This window comes from Citrobacter sp. Cpo148, assembly GCF_030332375.1.
Classification (GTDB): Bacteria; Pseudomonadota; Gammaproteobacteria; order Enterobacterales; family Enterobacteriaceae; genus Citrobacter; species Citrobacter portucalensis.
The window spans coordinates 211,877-227,388 of record NZ_JAOWHY010000050.1 but is presented as its reverse complement, the minus strand read 5'-3'; the positions used below and the strand labels follow the sequence as shown (position 1 = coordinate 227,388).

Below are 15,512 nucleotides of genomic sequence, written 5' to 3'. Positions count from 1 at the left end.
CTGACGGCGCGATATACGTGGGTTATTCAATCAGCTTCAATAAGGGCGACAGGCACAGCAGAATTCCGTACAGCAGGATCAACCAGGTTTTCAGTCCGCGCAGTTTTTCCAGTTGCGTTACTTTATAGATCAGGAAGAACGGAATAATACACGACACAATCCCGTAAAGCGGACTACCTAGCTGGAAGAACACCAGTACCGATACGCGAAATGACACCCAAATGACCAGGGTGATAACAATAAAGGTGCAAATACCCAGCGTAAGCACCAACGGATTAATTTTCTCAACGTCAATGACGCGGCTCAGAACGTTGAGAATAATACCTTTGATCGCTTCGTGGAATCCCAGATAAATACCAAAGAACGCGGTTAATACGGCGAAGATATTTAATACCGTTGAGGTGATATGAATAATCTGCCCAGGAATGACCTGAGCCGCCAGCGCCAGTGCTGAAATATTTTGTTCGAAAGCCGAAACGGCCTCTTCATGGCTAATGGAAAAGGTAAAAGAGAAGGAGAAAAACAGAATGACAGCAATCAGAGTAATGTAACTGATGCGATGCGTACGGATTGCCATACGCGTAGCCAGCACCCGGTCCGCCACCCGTTTGCGGTAGGCGATGTTCATTGGGTTCAACACCTGAATAAACACCGCCGAGAAGAAGCAGAACGGGATGGTTAGCAGTACATCACGAAAGAAGACCGATCCTTCAGGGAAGGCGCTGATATTAGCGAAGTTCCAGTGCGGAACCATCGCAAAACCAAATACGATGATGATACCCACTTTGACCACCACCATCGGACCGGAGATTTTGAACAGCAGTTTTTCTCCCCCGGAAGCAATGGCGACCAGCACGGCAAAAATGGCCACTTTATAGATTATCGACTGCGAAAGATCGGCCTCGGTCAAGCCGAAGGTTTTGATATATGAGGCGCTGTCAAAAACCACGGATAAGGAATAAATAAATATGCCGTGAATAATCATCAGAAAATAGATGACGCCAAGAAATACGCCCCAGTTTTTTCCCAGATAATGACTTATAATATCCGTGTAGTCATTACAGGTTTCGCTTTCTGATAATGTTTTTAAATAAATATCCTGCACAATATAAGTTGCCGGATAAGCAATAATAAAGGCAACGATAAATACCCAAATGCCTGTTAAGCCAATTTGTACCGGCATCAGTACCGTTCCGGCACCAATGGCCATGCCGATGCACAGTAATACCCAGCCAAAATCGTATTTCGTAAACGGTATTTTTTTTGAGAATGGTACGGCGGTTGCTGTATTGTTGCTTAATTGTAATGTGTTGTCCTGCATAGAACCCCCTGCCCAAAATACACGTTCTCCCCGAAAGAGGATCGCGTGTATTGCCAGACTGTTGTGCCTTGATTCTCAACAACCTGAACCGAACGACGTCGGTTCAGGCCATATTGGTCAGAATGTTGCCTTTCTGATGGCGTGTTCAAGGTCGTTAATAATATCTTCTGGATCTTCAAGACCCACAGAAAGACGGATAAGCCCGTCGGTAATACCTGCTTTGAGCCGTTCCTCAGGTGCAACGGGCGAATGTGTCATAGACGCTGGGTGCTGAATGAGGGTTTCGGTATCACCGAGACTGACCGCGAGGAGGCACAATTCTACAGAATTGATCATCCGCCTACCAGCCTCGAGGCCGCCGGCGATTTCGAAGCTGATAATTCCACCTGGCAGGCTCATTTGCCGCTGGCCCAGCTCATACTGCGGATGCGAAGTCAGGCCAGGATAATACACCCGAGTAATAGATGGATGCCCTTCGAGGAAGCGGGCGATTTTCAGCGCATTTTCACAGTGGCGTTCCATACGAATGCCCAGCGTTTTAACGCCGCGCAGTGTTAACCACGCATTGAAAGGACTCATGCAGCCGCCGGTGATATCTTTCAGGCCTACAAACCGCGCCTGGTCGATAAACTCCTGCTTACCAACAATGATGCCGCCAATCACATCCCCGTGACCGTTGATATATTTGGTGACGCTGTGAACCACAATATCCGCGCCCAGTTGCAAAGGCTGCTGACAGTACGGCGACATAAAGGTGTTATCCACCACCAGCAATGCGCCCTGTTGATGGGCGATACCGGCAACCGTCTCAATGTCGACCAGCGACAGCGTTGGGTTGGCGGGCGTTTCGATATACACAACTTTGGTTTCTGGTCGCATGGCGGCGCGGATTTCTTCAGGCTTTGCCGCGTCGACAAAGCTGACGTTAATCCCAAACTTCGGCATGCTGTGCGACAAAAACGCATGGGTGCAGCCGTAAATCGCGCTGGCGGAAACGATATGGTCACCCTGCTGGCAAAGCGTCAACAGCGTTGTGGTGATAGCAGAAATACCGGACGCGGTTGCCAACCCGGCTTCACCTCTTTCCAGTACAGCCAGCTTTTTCTCCAGCGCATCTGTGGTGGGGTTACCCAAGCGGGTGTAAATGTACCCGGACTCTTCGAGCGCAAAGCGGGCGGCACCTTGTTCGGCGCTGTCAAAAACAAACGTTGAGGTCTGGAAAATAGGCGTACTAAGCGCGCCAGTTGAAGGGTCGGGTTGTTGCCCCGCGTGAACGATCTGGGTGTTGAATCCGTAAGTACGACAGTCAGACATGATATCTCCTTTAATTCGGAACAGAACAGCTCACAGTCAAATAGCAATCGCTGTGCCAGAAAATGAACTGATAGATATCAATGTGTTATGTTTTTGTCTGAACTAATGGTCGGCAGGAATGTTGCCAACTGGAAAGAATCTTTCCAGCGTGCTGGTAAGAAAATGGGTGAATTGCGAGGTGCTACGCAGAGCGCAATATTGCGCAGTGATATGGCAAGTGGGCTGCCGTAGAATCAGCGGCAAGCCGGGAATTCCCGGTGAGGCGCAATGTTGCGGGGGCTTGATCCCCGGCGGCATCGGTTGCTGGAAAGAGAAAACCCCCGCACGTTGTTCGGTATAAACCTGGCAACAAAACGGGGGCTGACTTGAACCTGAACAACTCAAGGATAGCCGTGAACAGTTGCCATTGCAACACAGGCGGCTATATGACGCTCGCACAGTTAGGCGTGGCCTTCTGGCACGATTTAGCGGCTCCAATCATCGCTGGCACCATTGCCAGCCTGATTGTGAGCTGGCTGCATAACAGAAAGTAATGCGCTTTGTAGGCGTCTGCCTGCCGTGATGGCAACATGCGCCCGAACCAGGCCGCAGGGGGCGACCTTGCGGCCTTTTTCGGCTTAAATGCAGATAAATCTCGTCGCCAGGTGCCTATCCTGTCGCGATAATGCACGCTGGGAAGTTTTCAGATACCGCCTCTCTTAATACCGCTACGATCGGGTATACTCTGACGGCAGTTTCGTCTATCCGTGGAGAGTCAGTTTGCGTGTCAGTCGCTCGTTAACAATTAAGCAGATGGCAATGGTTGCGGCCGTTGTTATGGTGTTCGTTTTTATTTTTTGCACCGTTTTGTTGTTCCATCTGGTCCAGCAAAACCGCTATAACACGGCTACGCAACTGGAAAGTATCGCTCGCTCCGTCCGTGAGCCTCTGTCGGACACTATCCTGAAAGGGGATATTCCCGAAGCGGAAGCCATTTTAAAAAGTATTCGGCCAGCGGGTGTAGTCAGTCGCGCCGATGTGGTGCTGCCCAATCAGTTTCAGGCGTTGCGGATGAGTTTTATCCCTGAACGCCCCGTTCCTGTTACGGTGACTCGCCTGTTTGAGCTTCCGGTACAAATTTCGCTGCCGATCTATTCTCTTGAGCGTTCAGCTAACCCGCAACCGCTGGCGTATCTGGTACTGCAGGCGGATTCGTACCGCATGTACAAATTCGTGATGAGTACGCTCTCGACGTTAGTGACCATTTACTTACTTTTGTCGTTAATACTGACCGTCGCCATCTCCTGGTGCATTAACCGCTTGATTGTGCACCCCTTACGTAAAATTGCCCGTGAGCTGAACGATATCCAACAGCAGGATCTGATTGGCTATCAACTGGCATTGCCGCGTCTACATCAGGATGATGAGATTGGTATGCTGGTGCGTAGCTACAATCTTAATCAGCAGTTGATTCAGCGACATAGCGAAGAGCAAAGCGACTTTGCAATGCGTTTCCCGGTTTCCGAACTGCCCAATAAGTCGTTTTTAATGGGGTTGCTGGAGCAGGTTGTTACCCGCCAGCAGACGACGGCGCTGATGATTGTCACCTGCGAAACCCTACGTGACACCGCGGGGGTGTTAACTGAAACTCAGCGGGAAATCCTGCTGCTTACGCTGGTCGAAAAACTCAAGTCGGTATTAGCCCCCAGGATGGTGCTTTCCCAGGTGAGTGGCTATGACTTTGCCATCATCGCCCATGGCGTAAAAGAACCCTGGCACGCTATTACTTTAGGTCAGCAAGTACTCACTATCGTTAACGAGCGATTACCTATTCAGGGTATTCAACTGCGTCCTACCTGCAACATTGGGGTAGCAATGTTCTATGGTGATTTGACCGCAGAACAGCTTTACCGCCGCGCCCTGTCGGCCGTGTTAACCTCGCGCCATAAGGGTAAAAATCAAATTCAGTTCTTTGATCCGTTACAGATGGAAGAGGCGCAGCAGCGTTTGACGGAAGAGAACGATATTCTTACCGCGCTGGATAATCGTCAGTTCGCGCTTTGGATGCAGCCGCAGGTGGAAATGTCCAGCGGTAAGGTATTGAGCGCAGAAGCATTATTGCGGATGCAGCAGCCGGACGGAAGCTGGGAGCTGCCCGAAGGGTTAATCGACAGGATTGAGTCCTGCGGTCTGATGGTGACGGTTGGTTACTGGGTGTTGGAAGAGACGTGTCGCCAGCTGTCAGCGTGGCAGGAACGGGGTCTGATGCTGCCGCTGTCGGTGAATTTGTCCGCACTACAGCTAATGCACCCGAGTATGGTCTCGGACCTGCTGGAGTTGTTAAACCGCTATCGGATCAAGCCTGGTACGTTGATCCTGGAAGTGACTGAAAGCCGACATATCGATGATCCCCACGCCGCGGTGGCCATTTTGCGCCCATTGCGTAATGCGGGAGTACGTATCGCACTGGATGACTTTGGCATGGGGTATGCGGGCCTGCGACAGCTGCAGCACATGAAGTCGCTACCGGTGGATGTCCTCAAAATCGATAAGATGTTTGTCGACGGAGTACCTGAGGATTGCAGCATGATCTCCGCCATCATTCAGTTGGCCCACAGCCTTAATTTGCAGATGATCGCCGAAGGTGTCGAAACCGAAGCGCAGCGTGAATGGCTATCACAAGCCGGGGTGGAAGTGGCACAAGGGTTCCTGTTTGCCCGACCGGTTCCGGCAAATATCTTCGAAGAACGTTATCTGGCGCCGGAAAGCGCTGATTACAAAAGTTAAAAAAGGTCTCGCTTGTGCGAGCCAGCTCAAAATTTTTAACATTTTTGTATCAATTATGATCCAGGTACATTTCTGTCAAGTTGTGTGGGTGTTACTTTAAGGCCGCAGGTTAAACAAAACCTTACAAGACCTGTGGTTTTTACTTTAAGGACACCCTATGAAAACCTCTATATTCAAAAGCCTTTACTTTCAGGTCCTGACAGCGATTGCCATTGGTATTCTCCTTGGCCATTACTACCCTGAATTAGGCGCCCAAATGAAACCGCTTGGTGATGCCTTCGTTAAGCTCATCAAGATGGTCATCGCACCTGTCATCTTCTGTACTGTCGTTACCGGCATTGCAGGCATGGAAAGTATGAAAGCCGTAGGCCGCACCGGTGCGGTTGCACTGCTTTATTTTGAAGTGGTCAGTACGATTGCGCTGATCATCGGTCTTATCATTGTTAACGTGGTGCAACCCGGTGCCGGGATGAACGTCGATCCGGCGACGCTGGATGCCAAAGCGGTTGCGATTTACGCCGAACAGGCAAAAGACCAGGGGATCGTAGGTTTCCTGATGGATATTATCCCGGCGAGCGTCATTGGCGCGTTTGCCAGCGGTAACATCCTGCAGGTATTGCTGTTTGCAGTAATGTTTGGTTTTGCGCTGCATCGTCTGGGCAGCAAGGGCCAGATGATTTTCAACGTGATTGAAAGTTTCTCGCAGGTTATTTTCGGCATCATCAATATGATCATGCGCCTGGCGCCTATCGGTGCTTTCGGTGCTATGGCCTTTACCATCGGTAAATATGGCGTCGGAACGCTGGTGCAACTGGGTCAGCTAATCATCTGCTTCTACATCACCTGTATTCTGTTTGTGGTGCTGGTGCTGGGTTCAATTGCGCGCGCAACCGGCTTCAGTATCTTTAAATTCATCCGCTATATCCGTGAAGAGCTGCTGATCGTTCTGGGTACTTCTTCTTCCGAGTCTGCGCTGCCGCGTATGCTCGATAAGATGGAAAAACTGGGCTGTCGGAAGTCTGTTGTCGGATTGGTTATACCCACGGGCTACTCGTTTAACCTTGATGGGACATCAATCTATCTGACGATGGCGGCGGTGTTTATCGCTCAGGCGACCAACAGCCACATGGATATCTTCCATCAGATAACCCTGTTGGTGGTGCTCCTGCTCTCCTCAAAAGGTGCAGCGGGTGTGACCGGGAGTGGCTTCATTGTTCTGGCCGCGACTATCTCTGCAGTGGGGCATTTACCGGTTGCTGGCCTGGCACTGATTCTTGGTATTGACCGCTTCATGTCTGAAGCCCGTGCGCTGACCAACCTGATTGGTAACGGTGTTGCAACTGTCGTTGTGGCTAAATGGGTGAAAGAATTGGATACCAAAAAGCTGGATGACACGCTGAATAATCGTGCGCCGGATGGCAAAACGCACGATTTATCCTCTTAATCTCGTCACTTATGCCCGTAGTCCCTTCCAGGACTGCGGGCGTTTGCGCATAATTACCCCCTGTGCCTGAAACCGTCGATTCGGCGGCTCGGGATTTTTTCACTTCTTCCGTGACATTTTTATGTTCTCGCGGTCTAACACGAAGTGTTTTTAACGTCATATTCAGAGAGTCCTTTCGAGGGCTGTCTTTTTATTTCCAGGATAGTTGATCAGGGGTTCACATGCAGGGCACAAAAATTCGACTTTTAGCGGGCGGCTTGCTGATGATGGCCACTGCCGGCTATGTGCAGGCAGATGCGCTCCAGCCTGATCCAGCGTGGCAACAGGGCACGCTGGCAAATGGTTTACAGTGGCAAGTGTTAGCCACTCCCCAGCGTCCGAGCGACCGTATTGAGGTTCGCTTGCTGGTCAATACCGGTTCACTCACCGAAAGTGCGCAACAGAGTGGTTTCAGCCATGCGATCCCGCGTATCGCGCTGACGCAAAGCGGTGGCCTCGATGCCACGCAAGCCCGTTCACTGTGGCAGCAGGGGTTCGATCCCAAACGTCCCATGCCGCCGGTTATCGTTTCCTATGATTCAACGCTGTATAACCTCAGTCTGCCTAACAGCCGTAACGACCTACTGAAAGAGTCACTTTCTTATCTGGCAAATATCTCCGGTAAACTGAGCATCACCTCTGAAACGGTCAATCATGCGCTGAATAGCGAAGACATGGTTGCAACCTGGCCGTCAGATACCAAAGAAGGGTGGTGGCGTTACCGTCTGAAGGGATCGACCCTGTTGGGGCACGATCCCGCCGATCCGCTGAAAACGCCGGTAGACGCGTCGAAAATTCAGTCTTTCTACCAGAAATGGTATACCCCGGACGCGATGACGCTGATCATCGTCGGTAACGTTGATGCACGCAGCGTAGCTGAGCAAATCAATAAAACCTTTGGCGAGTTAAAAGGAAAACGCGAAACGCCTGCACCGGTTCCCACGCTCTCTCCGCTGCGAGCTGAAGCCGTGAGTATTATGACCGATGCGGTACGCCAGGATCGCCTGTCTATTATGTGGGATACGCCGTGGCAGCCGATCCGTGAATCTGCCGCGCTGTTACGTTACTGGCGCGCTGATTTAGCTCGTGAGGCGCTGTTCTGGCACATTCAGCAAGAGCTAACCAAAAACAATGCCAAAGACATTGGCCTCGGATTTGACTGCCGGGTGCTGTTCCTGCGCGCGCAGTGCGCGATTAACGTTGAGTCGCCGAACGATAAGCTGAACGCCAATCTGGGTACGGTTGCGCGTGAGCTGGCGAAAGTGCGTGATAAGGGACTGCCGGAAGAAGAGTTCAATGCGTTGGTAGCGCAAAAGAATCTTGAACTGCAGAAGCTGTTTGCCACCTATGGTCGTACCGATACCGATATTTTGATCAGCCAGCGTTTGCGCTCGCTGCAAAATCAGGTGGTGGATATTGCGCCTGAACAGTACCAGCGTTTACGCCAGAGCTTCCTCAACAGCCTGAGCGTTGAGATGCTGAATCAGGACCTGCGTCAGCAGCTGTCGCAAGATATGGCGTTAATTCTGCTGCAGCCGAAGGGTGAACCTGAATTCAATATGAAGGATCTGCAGGCGACGTGGGATAGCATTATGGCGCCCGTTACCGCAGCTGCAACGTCTGTTGAAACGGATGAATCACACCCTGAAGTGACGGATATCCCGCCTGTACAGTAAAGGGTATCGTAACCTGTAGGCCGGGCAAGTGAAGCGCTCCCTGCTTACCCAGTGCCGGATGCGGCGTTAACGCCTTATCCGGCCTACAGGAACAATAAATTATTGCGGCATGGCGTCGCGGGGGATAATCGCCCCACGATGCTGAATGACGGTGCTTGCCGTCAGGTGGCCTCGTTTTGCGGCTTCGGCGGCATCGCCACCGGTCAGACGGACCGCCAGATACCCGGCGCTGAAGGAGTCTCCGGCCGCAGTGGTATCGATCACTTTCTCTTTCGGTAGTTTAACTGCCGGAACGTCGATCAGTTCTTCGCCTGCAATGGAAACCAGGCAAGAGTCTGCGCCGCGCTTCACAACCACTTCCTGAACGCCAGCTGCGTGAGTACGGGCAATCACCTCGGCAACGGGTTTTTCACCCCACAGTGCGTCTTCATCGTCCAGCGTCAGGAATGCGATATTGGTGCATTCCAACATCTGCTGATACACCTGCTGGGTTTCTTCTTTGCTGCTCCACAGACGTGGGCGGTAGTTATTGTCAAAAATGACCTTTCCGCCGTTGGCACGGCATTCACGCAGCAATGACAGCAGCTTGTCACGGCTTGCCGGGCTTAAAATCGCCAGGCTGATTCCGCTCAGATATAAGTAGTCAAATGTCGCCAGCTCTTCGCAAATCGCGGCAGACTGCTCGCTCTCCAGCCAGAATTTTGCGGCGGCTTCATTACGCCAGTAATAGAAGGTGCGCTCGCCAGTGCTGTCGGTCTCAATGTAGTAGAGACCTGGCAGGCGGTTTTCCATGCGCTGGGTTAATGAAGTGTCTACGTTTTCACCCTGCCAGGACTCCAGCATTTGTTGGCTAAAACTGTCGGTACCCAGTGCAGTCACATAGTGTACGGAAAGTGCCGCCGCATCGACCTGACGGGCGATATAAACGGATGTATTCAACGTGTCGCCACCGAATCCGCGCTGAACGTCAGCGCCTTTCTGTGACAGCTCAATCATGCATTCGCCAATCACGGCAATCTTTCTGGACATAGTCGTAACCTGCTCTGAAAAAAATTAGCGTTAGTGTGCGCTGTGGGTGTTAAGTGGTCAACTATATTAAAACATCGTTCCATTATTTTTTTGAGCCAGCACGTGTTCTGCGTTGTTTTTGCCGCTTAGTTTTTATTTTTGCGCACAGCTGAACGTAAAGTTCTTCGTCTGAGCGCCGATAACCTTTGACGAGTCCGGTCAGTCACACTCTTATTTACAGGACATCTCAGATGATAAAGCAGGTTACCCAGCAGCTCATTACGCCCGATGCGAGTATTGAAAGCTTGCTGGAAAGACGCTATTGGCTGCAGTGCGAGCGTGCTTACACCTACCAGCCAATTTACCAGACCAACGGACGGCTGATGGCCGTTGAACTGCTGACCGTCGTGAGCCATCCTGATAACCCTTCCCAACGTATTGCACCAGACCGCTATTTTGCTGAAGTGGCTGTACAGCATCGTGTTGATGTAGTGAAAGAGCAACTTCTGCAGCTTGAGCTGAAAGGGGGCTTTTTCAGAGCCAACAACCTGCTGGCTTCAGTGAATGTCGATGGACCAACACTCATTGCGATGCGTCAGGATCCCGAAATCCTGAAAATCATTGAAGGCCTGCCGTGGCTGCGTTTTGAGCTGGTGGAACATATCCGCTTGCCGAAGGGGTCGTCGTTCGCCTCAATGTGCGAGTTCGGCCCGCTCTGGCTGGATGACTTTGGTACCGGAATGGCGAACTTCTCGGCGCTTAGTGAAGTGAGTTATGACTATATCAAAGTGGCGCGGGATCTGTTCGTCATGCTGCGCAAGACGCCGGAGGGACGTAATCTCTTCACACTACTATTACAGCTCATGAACCGCTATTGCCGCGGTGTCATTGTCGAAGGTGTTGAAACGCTGGAAGAGTGGCGCGATGTGCAAAACTCACCGGCTTTCGCTGCGCAAGGCTATTTTCTCTCTCGTCCAGTGCCTCTGGATACGCTTGAAGAGGTGATCCTGTCGCTTTGATGAGGGCGTAGTGCACCTCCTTTTCATCCTGCTGGACTATCTTTAGGACAGGCAAGGAAGGAAGTAAGGAGGTTAGACATGACGAGAACAGGTAAAATAACCACTTCAGTAATAGGGGTTTTCTTGTTGTTGATCGTCGTACTCATCATTGTGATTGCGACATTTGACTGGAACCGGCTCAAACCGACCATCAACCAGAAAGTCTCTACAGAACTCAACCGGCCCTTTGCTATACGGGGTGACCTGGGCGTGGTTTGGGAACGCCAGAAGCAGGAAACTGGCTGGCGTAGCTGGGTTCCGTGGCCACATGTTCATGCTGAAGATATCATCCTCGGCAACCCGCCGGACATTCCCGACGTCACCATGGTGCATCTTCCGCGTGTTGAAGCTACGCTCGCCCCGCTGGCACTGCTGACAAAAACCGTCTGGCTCCCGTGGGTCAAGCTGGTCAAACCCGATGCGCGGCTGATCCGCCTGTCGGAGAAAAACAATAACTGGACCTTTAACTTAGCTGGACACGAAAACCGCGATCCTGATGCGCCGCCATCAGCATGGTCTTTCCGGCTGGATAACATTCTGTTCGACCAGGGACGTATCGCCATTAACGATAAGGTGACGAAGTCGGAGATTGAGATCCTGGTCGATCCGCTGGGTAAACCGTTGCCCTTTAGCGAAGTAACCGGCGCAAAAGGTAAAGAGAGCAACGCCCGCGTCGAGGACTACGTGTTTGGGCTGAAAGCGCAAGGACGATATAACAGCGAACCGCTAAGCGGTAGCGGAAAAATAGGCGGAATGCTGGCGCTGCGTGGTGAAGATACGCCTTTCCCGATTCAGGCTGATTTCCGTTCGGGCAATACGCGCGTAGCGTTTATCGGCACGATAAACGATCCGATGAACATGGGCGGGGCGGATCTGCGGCTTAAATTCTCGGGAGATTCGCTAGGGGATTTGTACGATTTGACCGGCGTACTGCTCCCGGATACGCCGCCGTTTGAAACCGACGGACGTCTGGTGGCGAAAATTGACCCGGAAAAATCCTCTGTTTTTGATTATCGCGATTTCAATGGCCGTATTGGCGACAGCGATATTCACGGAACGCTGGCCTACACCACCGGTAAGCCGCGACCCATGCTGAAGGGCGATGTGGAATCACGCCAGCTGAGGCTGGCCGATTTGGGGCCGCTGATCGGGGTGGATTCAGGCAAAGGGGCGGAACGGGCAAAACAATCTGAACAGCGCAAAGGTGAGAAGAGCGTTCAGCCAGCGGACAAGGTCTTGCCGTATGACCGTTTTGAAACCGATAAATGGAACGTGATGGACGCTGACGTGCGTTTCAAAGGACGGCGTATTGAGCATGGCAGTAGCCTGCCGATCAGCGATCTCTCCACTCATATCATCCTGAAAAATGCCGACCTGCGCCTGCAACCGCTGAAATTTGGTCTTGCGGGAGGCAGCATTGTCTCCAGCATCCATCTGGAAGGGGATAAAAAGCCGATGCGGGGACAGGCGGATATTCAGGCGCGGCGGCTGAAGCTAAAAGCGCTGATGCCCGATGTGGAACTGATGCAGAAAACGCTCGGTGAAATGAACGGGGACGCCCGGTTTAGCGGAAGTGGAAACTCGGTAGCGGCGCTGCTGGGTAACAGCAATGGCAACCTGAAACTGCTGATGAATGACGGCTTGATCAGCCGGAATCTGATGGAAATTGTGGGCTTGAATCTGGGGAACTATCTTGTCGGGCAGATATTTGGTGATGACGAAGTGCGGGTGAACTGCGCGGCGGCGAATCTGGATATTGTTAACGGCGTGGCGCGTCCGCAGATTTTTGCTTTCGACACGGAAAACGCAGTCATTAATGTCACTGGTACGGCGAGCTTTGCGTCGGAGCAACTGGATTTAACCATCGATCCGGAGAGCAAAGGGATTCGTATTATTACTCTGCGTTCGCCGCTGTATGTTCGCGGCACCTTTAAGAATCCGCAGGCTGGCGTGAAGGCCGGACCGCTGATTGCGCGCGGTGCGGTTGCTGCCGCATTAGCCACGTTAGTCACTCCTGCGGCGGCCTTGTTGGCACTGATTTCGCCGTCAGAGGGTGACGCGAATCAGTGCCGGACGATCCTGTCACAGATGAAGAAGTGATGTCTGGCCGGATGTTTATCCGGCCTGGATTTCATGTTCAACCCAGGCCGGATAAGGTGGTTACGCCGCATCCGGCAAAAAAATTACAACGACTGATGGCGGGTTTCGTGGGTCAGCAGCAGTGCAATCAGCGTTAACGCCGCCATCGATGCCAGATACGTACCAACAGCCGCCAGACCATAATTCGCCTGCAACCATGCAGCGATGTATGGGGCAACCGATGCGCCGAGAATCGACGAAACGTTGTACGAGAACGACGCCCCCGTGTAGCGCACTTCGGTCGGGAACAGCTCCGGCAGCAGTGCGCCCATCGGACCAAATGTCAGACCCATCAGGCTTAAGCCCAGCAACAGGAAGGCGAACACCAGCACCGGATTGCCAGAGCCGAGCAGCGGTTTAAAGGCAAACAGCGCAAACAGAATGATCAGCGTGGTGATGATAAGCATGCTCTTGCGGCGACCAAACGCATCGGCCAGCAGGCCCGCCACCGGTACCATGACGCCAAAACCAATGACCGCCATCATCAGCATCCACAACACTTCATTACGCGGCAGGCCAAGCCCTACAGGCGCTGCGGCGGTACTGAACGTCATCGAATAGACGGTCATGATATAGAACAGCGTATAGGTCGCCAGCATGATGAACGTGCCGAGGATCGTCACGCGAACATGTTTTGTCAGTAGAGTACCCAGCGGGATTTTCACCTGTTTTTTCGCCGCAGCTACTTTGGCGAAAACCGGGGATTCATGCAATGAAACGCGGACGTACAGACCGATAATCACCAGCACCGCGGAGAAGATGAACGGTACGCGCCAGCCCCAGCTCATGAACTGTTCGTCGGTCAGCAGCCAGGAGAGCAGCAGAAAGGTACCGTTGGCGAAGAAGAAACCGATAGGCGCGCCCAGCTGCGGAAATGATCCGTACAGCGCGCGTTTGCGCGGTGGCGCGTTTTCCGTCGCCAGCAACGCTGCGCCGCCCCATTCACCGCCCAGACCTAAACCCTGGCCAAAACGCGCCAGCGCCAGCAGCAGTGGGGCGAAAATGCCGATAGTTTCATAGCCCGGCAGCAGACCAATGACGACTGTCGAGATCCCCATGGTAAGCAGTGAAGCAACCAGCGTGACTTTACGGCCGACGCGATCGCCGAAATGTCCGAACACCGCGGAACCGATTGGTCGGGCCACAAAGGCGATAGCAAAAGTGGCGAGGGACTGTAGCGTAGCCGCGGTCGGATCCCCCTGCGGGAAGAAGATATGCGGGAACACGATCACCGCGGCGGTGGCGTAAATATAGAAGTCGAAGAACTCAATGGCGGTGCCAATGAGCGAGGCGACGACAACTTTATTGCGCGAGTTGACCGGGGTGTGTTCCTGTTCGTTGTCGAGTGTTGTGGCTGTTGCTTGCATAATATTTTCTTATTTTTGGCCGAACGAAAGGTCATATTACGCACAGCAAAAGAGACATTTCAATCTGTAACAAACTTTGAGATTGGTCAAAAACAGAGCAAAAAGGGGATAATTTTTAGGCTTGAGATTTCACTTCCATGAAATGCTTCACACAATTTAAAACTTGGATGATAAAACTGGTTTTTGGTTAAATAAAAGTTACGGGTTGGATTTATTCACTAAATCAGTGAGAACAGGCGGCATTATAATTGCCGGATGGCGCTACGCTTATCCGGCCTACAAAACTCTCCCGTAGGCCAGATTAGCGCAGCGCCATCCGGCCAGTTAACAAAGATTAGCGGTGTGTTTTCCCCGGCATACGCGGGTCGTCTTTGTATTCCGCCGTGGCAATCCAGGCTGCGCAAAACAGGGTCAGACGAGCGAAGAAGTAGAAGAACGCCATCAGTCCAAGCACGGAACCAAATGCCGCGCCTGACGGCGACTGCACCAGTGATGGCAGCGTATACGTCATGATCATTTTGATGACTTCAAACCCCAGCGCCGCGATAAAGGTACCGCGTATGAGCGCTTTTTTACGCGGTCGGTGACGCGGTAGCCGCCAAAAAATCCAGAAGAACAGCAGGTAGTTGGCGAAAATAGAGATGGTCAGGCCGATCAGCCGCCAGGCGGGCTTCAGCCATTCGATACCGTCGAGATACAGCGCAGAGATAATCATCTGCTGGGCGGAACCGGCGATAGAGGTAATGGACAGAGTAACAATCAGTGCAACCAGTAAGCCAATCAAGGAAACAAAATCACGCAGATATTTGACCCAAATTTTTTCCTGATCCTGCGGCGTACGTTCCCAAACATCCCGCGACTGGGCACGAATCGCTTCGCGCAGGTTCCCCATCCAGTTAATGCCGGAATAGAGCGCGATACCCAGCCCAACCAAACCTACGGTCGTACGCTGCTGAACGGCGGTATTGATGGTGTTTTTCAGCGTAGAGGCGAGCGTCGGATCGCTGACGTTCAGCAGAATCTTGCTGAAGATATCCTGCAACAGCGTAGGGTGCGAAGCGAGAATAAAACCCGCGGCGGCAAACGACACCATCAGGATTGGGATCATCGACAGAAACGAGAAGTAGGTAATGGCGGCACCAAACTGATTTCCCATACGATCGTTAAACCGCTCTGCGGCACGAATAAGATGGGCGATGATGGGCTGGCGTTGAATTTTATCGGCGAAGGTCAGCGCGGTTTTCAGCGCCTGGTTCGCTTTAGCGTTTTTCTCCGGCGCGGCGGAGGCTGGTTTATGTTCTGGCGTAGGGTGTTTTGCGTCTTGTTCCTGCGTCATCCGATCGGTTGTCCTTATTTTGTTCACTCATGACATTATAGCCT

The 15,512-nt window shown here is 52.2% G+C and carries 11 protein-coding genes; 6 read left to right on the top strand and 5 right to left on the bottom strand.

Features of this window, described 5'->3' with window-relative positions; all coding sequences use genetic code 11:
• Positions 1-22 precede the first annotated feature (22 nt).
• Both OGY10_RS22385 and megL read right to left on the bottom strand, forming a co-directional pair.
• Positions 23-1,321, bottom strand: a complete 1,299-nt coding sequence (locus OGY10_RS22385) for an aromatic amino acid transport family protein (protein WP_191226676.1) — start codon at positions 1,319-1,321, stop codon at positions 23-25.
• 117 nt (positions 1,322-1,438) lie between these two features.
• A complete protein-coding gene (gene megL, locus OGY10_RS22380; protein WP_008786414.1) occupies positions 1,439-2,635 on the bottom strand; it encodes a methionine gamma-lyase in 1,197 nt (398 codons plus the stop codon).
• Between the two features lie 425 nt (positions 2,636-3,060).
• Here megL and OGY10_RS22375 point away from each other — a divergent pair, with 425 nt between their 5' ends.
• The 4 genes from OGY10_RS22375 (at position 3,061) to OGY10_RS22360 (ending at position 8,560) form a co-directional block, all read left to right on the top strand.
• Complete coding sequence (locus OGY10_RS22375; RefSeq protein ID WP_191226677.1) at positions 3,061-3,168, top strand: type I toxin-antitoxin system toxin Ldr family protein; 108 nt, start codon at positions 3,061-3,063, stop codon at positions 3,166-3,168.
• Between the two features lie 226 nt (positions 3,169-3,394).
• Positions 3,395-5,401: a biofilm formation regulator HmsP gene (gene hmsP, locus OGY10_RS22370; protein ID WP_075553079.1), complete on the top strand. Its 2,007-nt coding sequence runs from the start codon at positions 3,395-3,397 to the stop codon at positions 5,399-5,401.
• A gap of 157 nt (positions 5,402-5,558) precedes the next feature.
• Positions 5,559-6,845 carry a C4-dicarboxylate transporter DctC gene (gene dctA / locus OGY10_RS22365; protein ID WP_008786411.1) on the top strand — a complete coding sequence of 429 codons (1,287 nt, stop codon included), beginning with the start codon at positions 5,559-5,561 and terminating at the stop codon, positions 6,843-6,845.
• Positions 6,846-7,066: 221 nt separating this feature from the next.
• A complete protein-coding gene (locus tag OGY10_RS22360; protein WP_032945317.1) occupies positions 7,067-8,560 on the top strand; it encodes a M16 family metallopeptidase in 1,494 nt (497 codons plus the stop codon).
• 99 nt (positions 8,561-8,659) lie between these two features.
• On the opposite strand, the gene kdgK is transcribed toward OGY10_RS22360, so the two are convergent.
• Entirely contained in the window at positions 8,660-9,589 is a 930-nt protein-coding gene (kdgK, locus tag OGY10_RS22355) for a 2-dehydro-3-deoxygluconokinase (RefSeq protein WP_008786409.1), read from the bottom strand.
• A 230-nt stretch (positions 9,590-9,819) separates the two neighbouring features.
• On the opposite strand from kdgK, the gene pdeH reads away from it, so the two are divergent.
• Both pdeH and OGY10_RS22345 read left to right on the top strand, forming a co-directional pair.
• Positions 9,820-10,587: a cyclic-guanylate-specific phosphodiesterase gene (gene pdeH / locus OGY10_RS22350; RefSeq protein ID WP_286577422.1), complete on the top strand. Its 768-nt coding sequence runs from the start codon at positions 9,820-9,822 to the stop codon at positions 10,585-10,587.
• 78 nt (positions 10,588-10,665) lie between these two features.
• Positions 10,666-12,726 (top strand): AsmA family protein, encoded by a 2,061-nt coding sequence (locus OGY10_RS22345; RefSeq protein WP_286577420.1) that lies wholly within the window; start codon positions 10,666-10,668, stop codon positions 12,724-12,726.
• A gap of 83 nt (positions 12,727-12,809) precedes the next feature.
• Here OGY10_RS22345 and OGY10_RS22340 read toward each other — a convergent pair whose 3' ends face one another.
• Positions 12,810-14,132: an MFS transporter gene (locus OGY10_RS22340; RefSeq protein WP_003023312.1), complete on the bottom strand. Its 1,323-nt coding sequence runs from the start codon at positions 14,130-14,132 to the stop codon at positions 12,810-12,812.
• Between the two features lie 334 nt (positions 14,133-14,466).
• Positions 14,467-15,468 (bottom strand): inner membrane protein YhjD, encoded by a 1,002-nt coding sequence (gene yhjD, locus OGY10_RS22335; protein ID WP_032945313.1) that lies wholly within the window; start codon positions 15,466-15,468, stop codon positions 14,467-14,469.
• Positions 15,469-15,512: the final 44 nt, after the last annotated feature.

What these genes read in the sequence shown, in the direction of transcription:
- OGY10_RS22385 (WP_191226676.1), bottom strand. Translation starts at nt 1,321, where the DNA reads ATGCAGGACAACACATTACAATTAAGCAACAATACAGCAACCGCCGTA.
- megL (WP_008786414.1), bottom strand. Translation starts at nt 2,635, where the DNA reads ATGTCTGACTGTCGTACTTACGGATTCAACACCCAGATCGTTCACGCG.
- OGY10_RS22375 (WP_191226677.1), top strand. Translation starts at nt 3,061, where the DNA reads ATGACGCTCGCACAGTTAGGCGTGGCCTTCTGGCACGATTTAGCGGCT.
- dctA (WP_008786411.1), top strand. Translation starts at nt 5,559, where the DNA reads ATGAAAACCTCTATATTCAAAAGCCTTTACTTTCAGGTCCTGACAGCG.
- OGY10_RS22360 (WP_032945317.1), top strand. Translation starts at nt 7,067, where the DNA reads ATGCAGGGCACAAAAATTCGACTTTTAGCGGGCGGCTTGCTGATGATG.
- kdgK (WP_008786409.1), bottom strand. Translation starts at nt 9,589, where the DNA reads ATGTCCAGAAAGATTGCCGTGATTGGCGAATGCATGATTGAGCTGTCA.
- pdeH (WP_286577422.1), top strand. Translation starts at nt 9,820, where the DNA reads ATGATAAAGCAGGTTACCCAGCAGCTCATTACGCCCGATGCGAGTATT.
- OGY10_RS22345 (WP_286577420.1), top strand. Translation starts at nt 10,666, where the DNA reads ATGACGAGAACAGGTAAAATAACCACTTCAGTAATAGGGGTTTTCTTG.
- OGY10_RS22340 (WP_003023312.1), bottom strand. Translation starts at nt 14,132, where the DNA reads ATGCAAGCAACAGCCACAACACTCGACAACGAACAGGAACACACCCCG.
- yhjD (WP_032945313.1), bottom strand. Translation starts at nt 15,468, where the DNA reads ATGACGCAGGAACAAGACGCAAAACACCCTACGCCAGAACATAAACCA.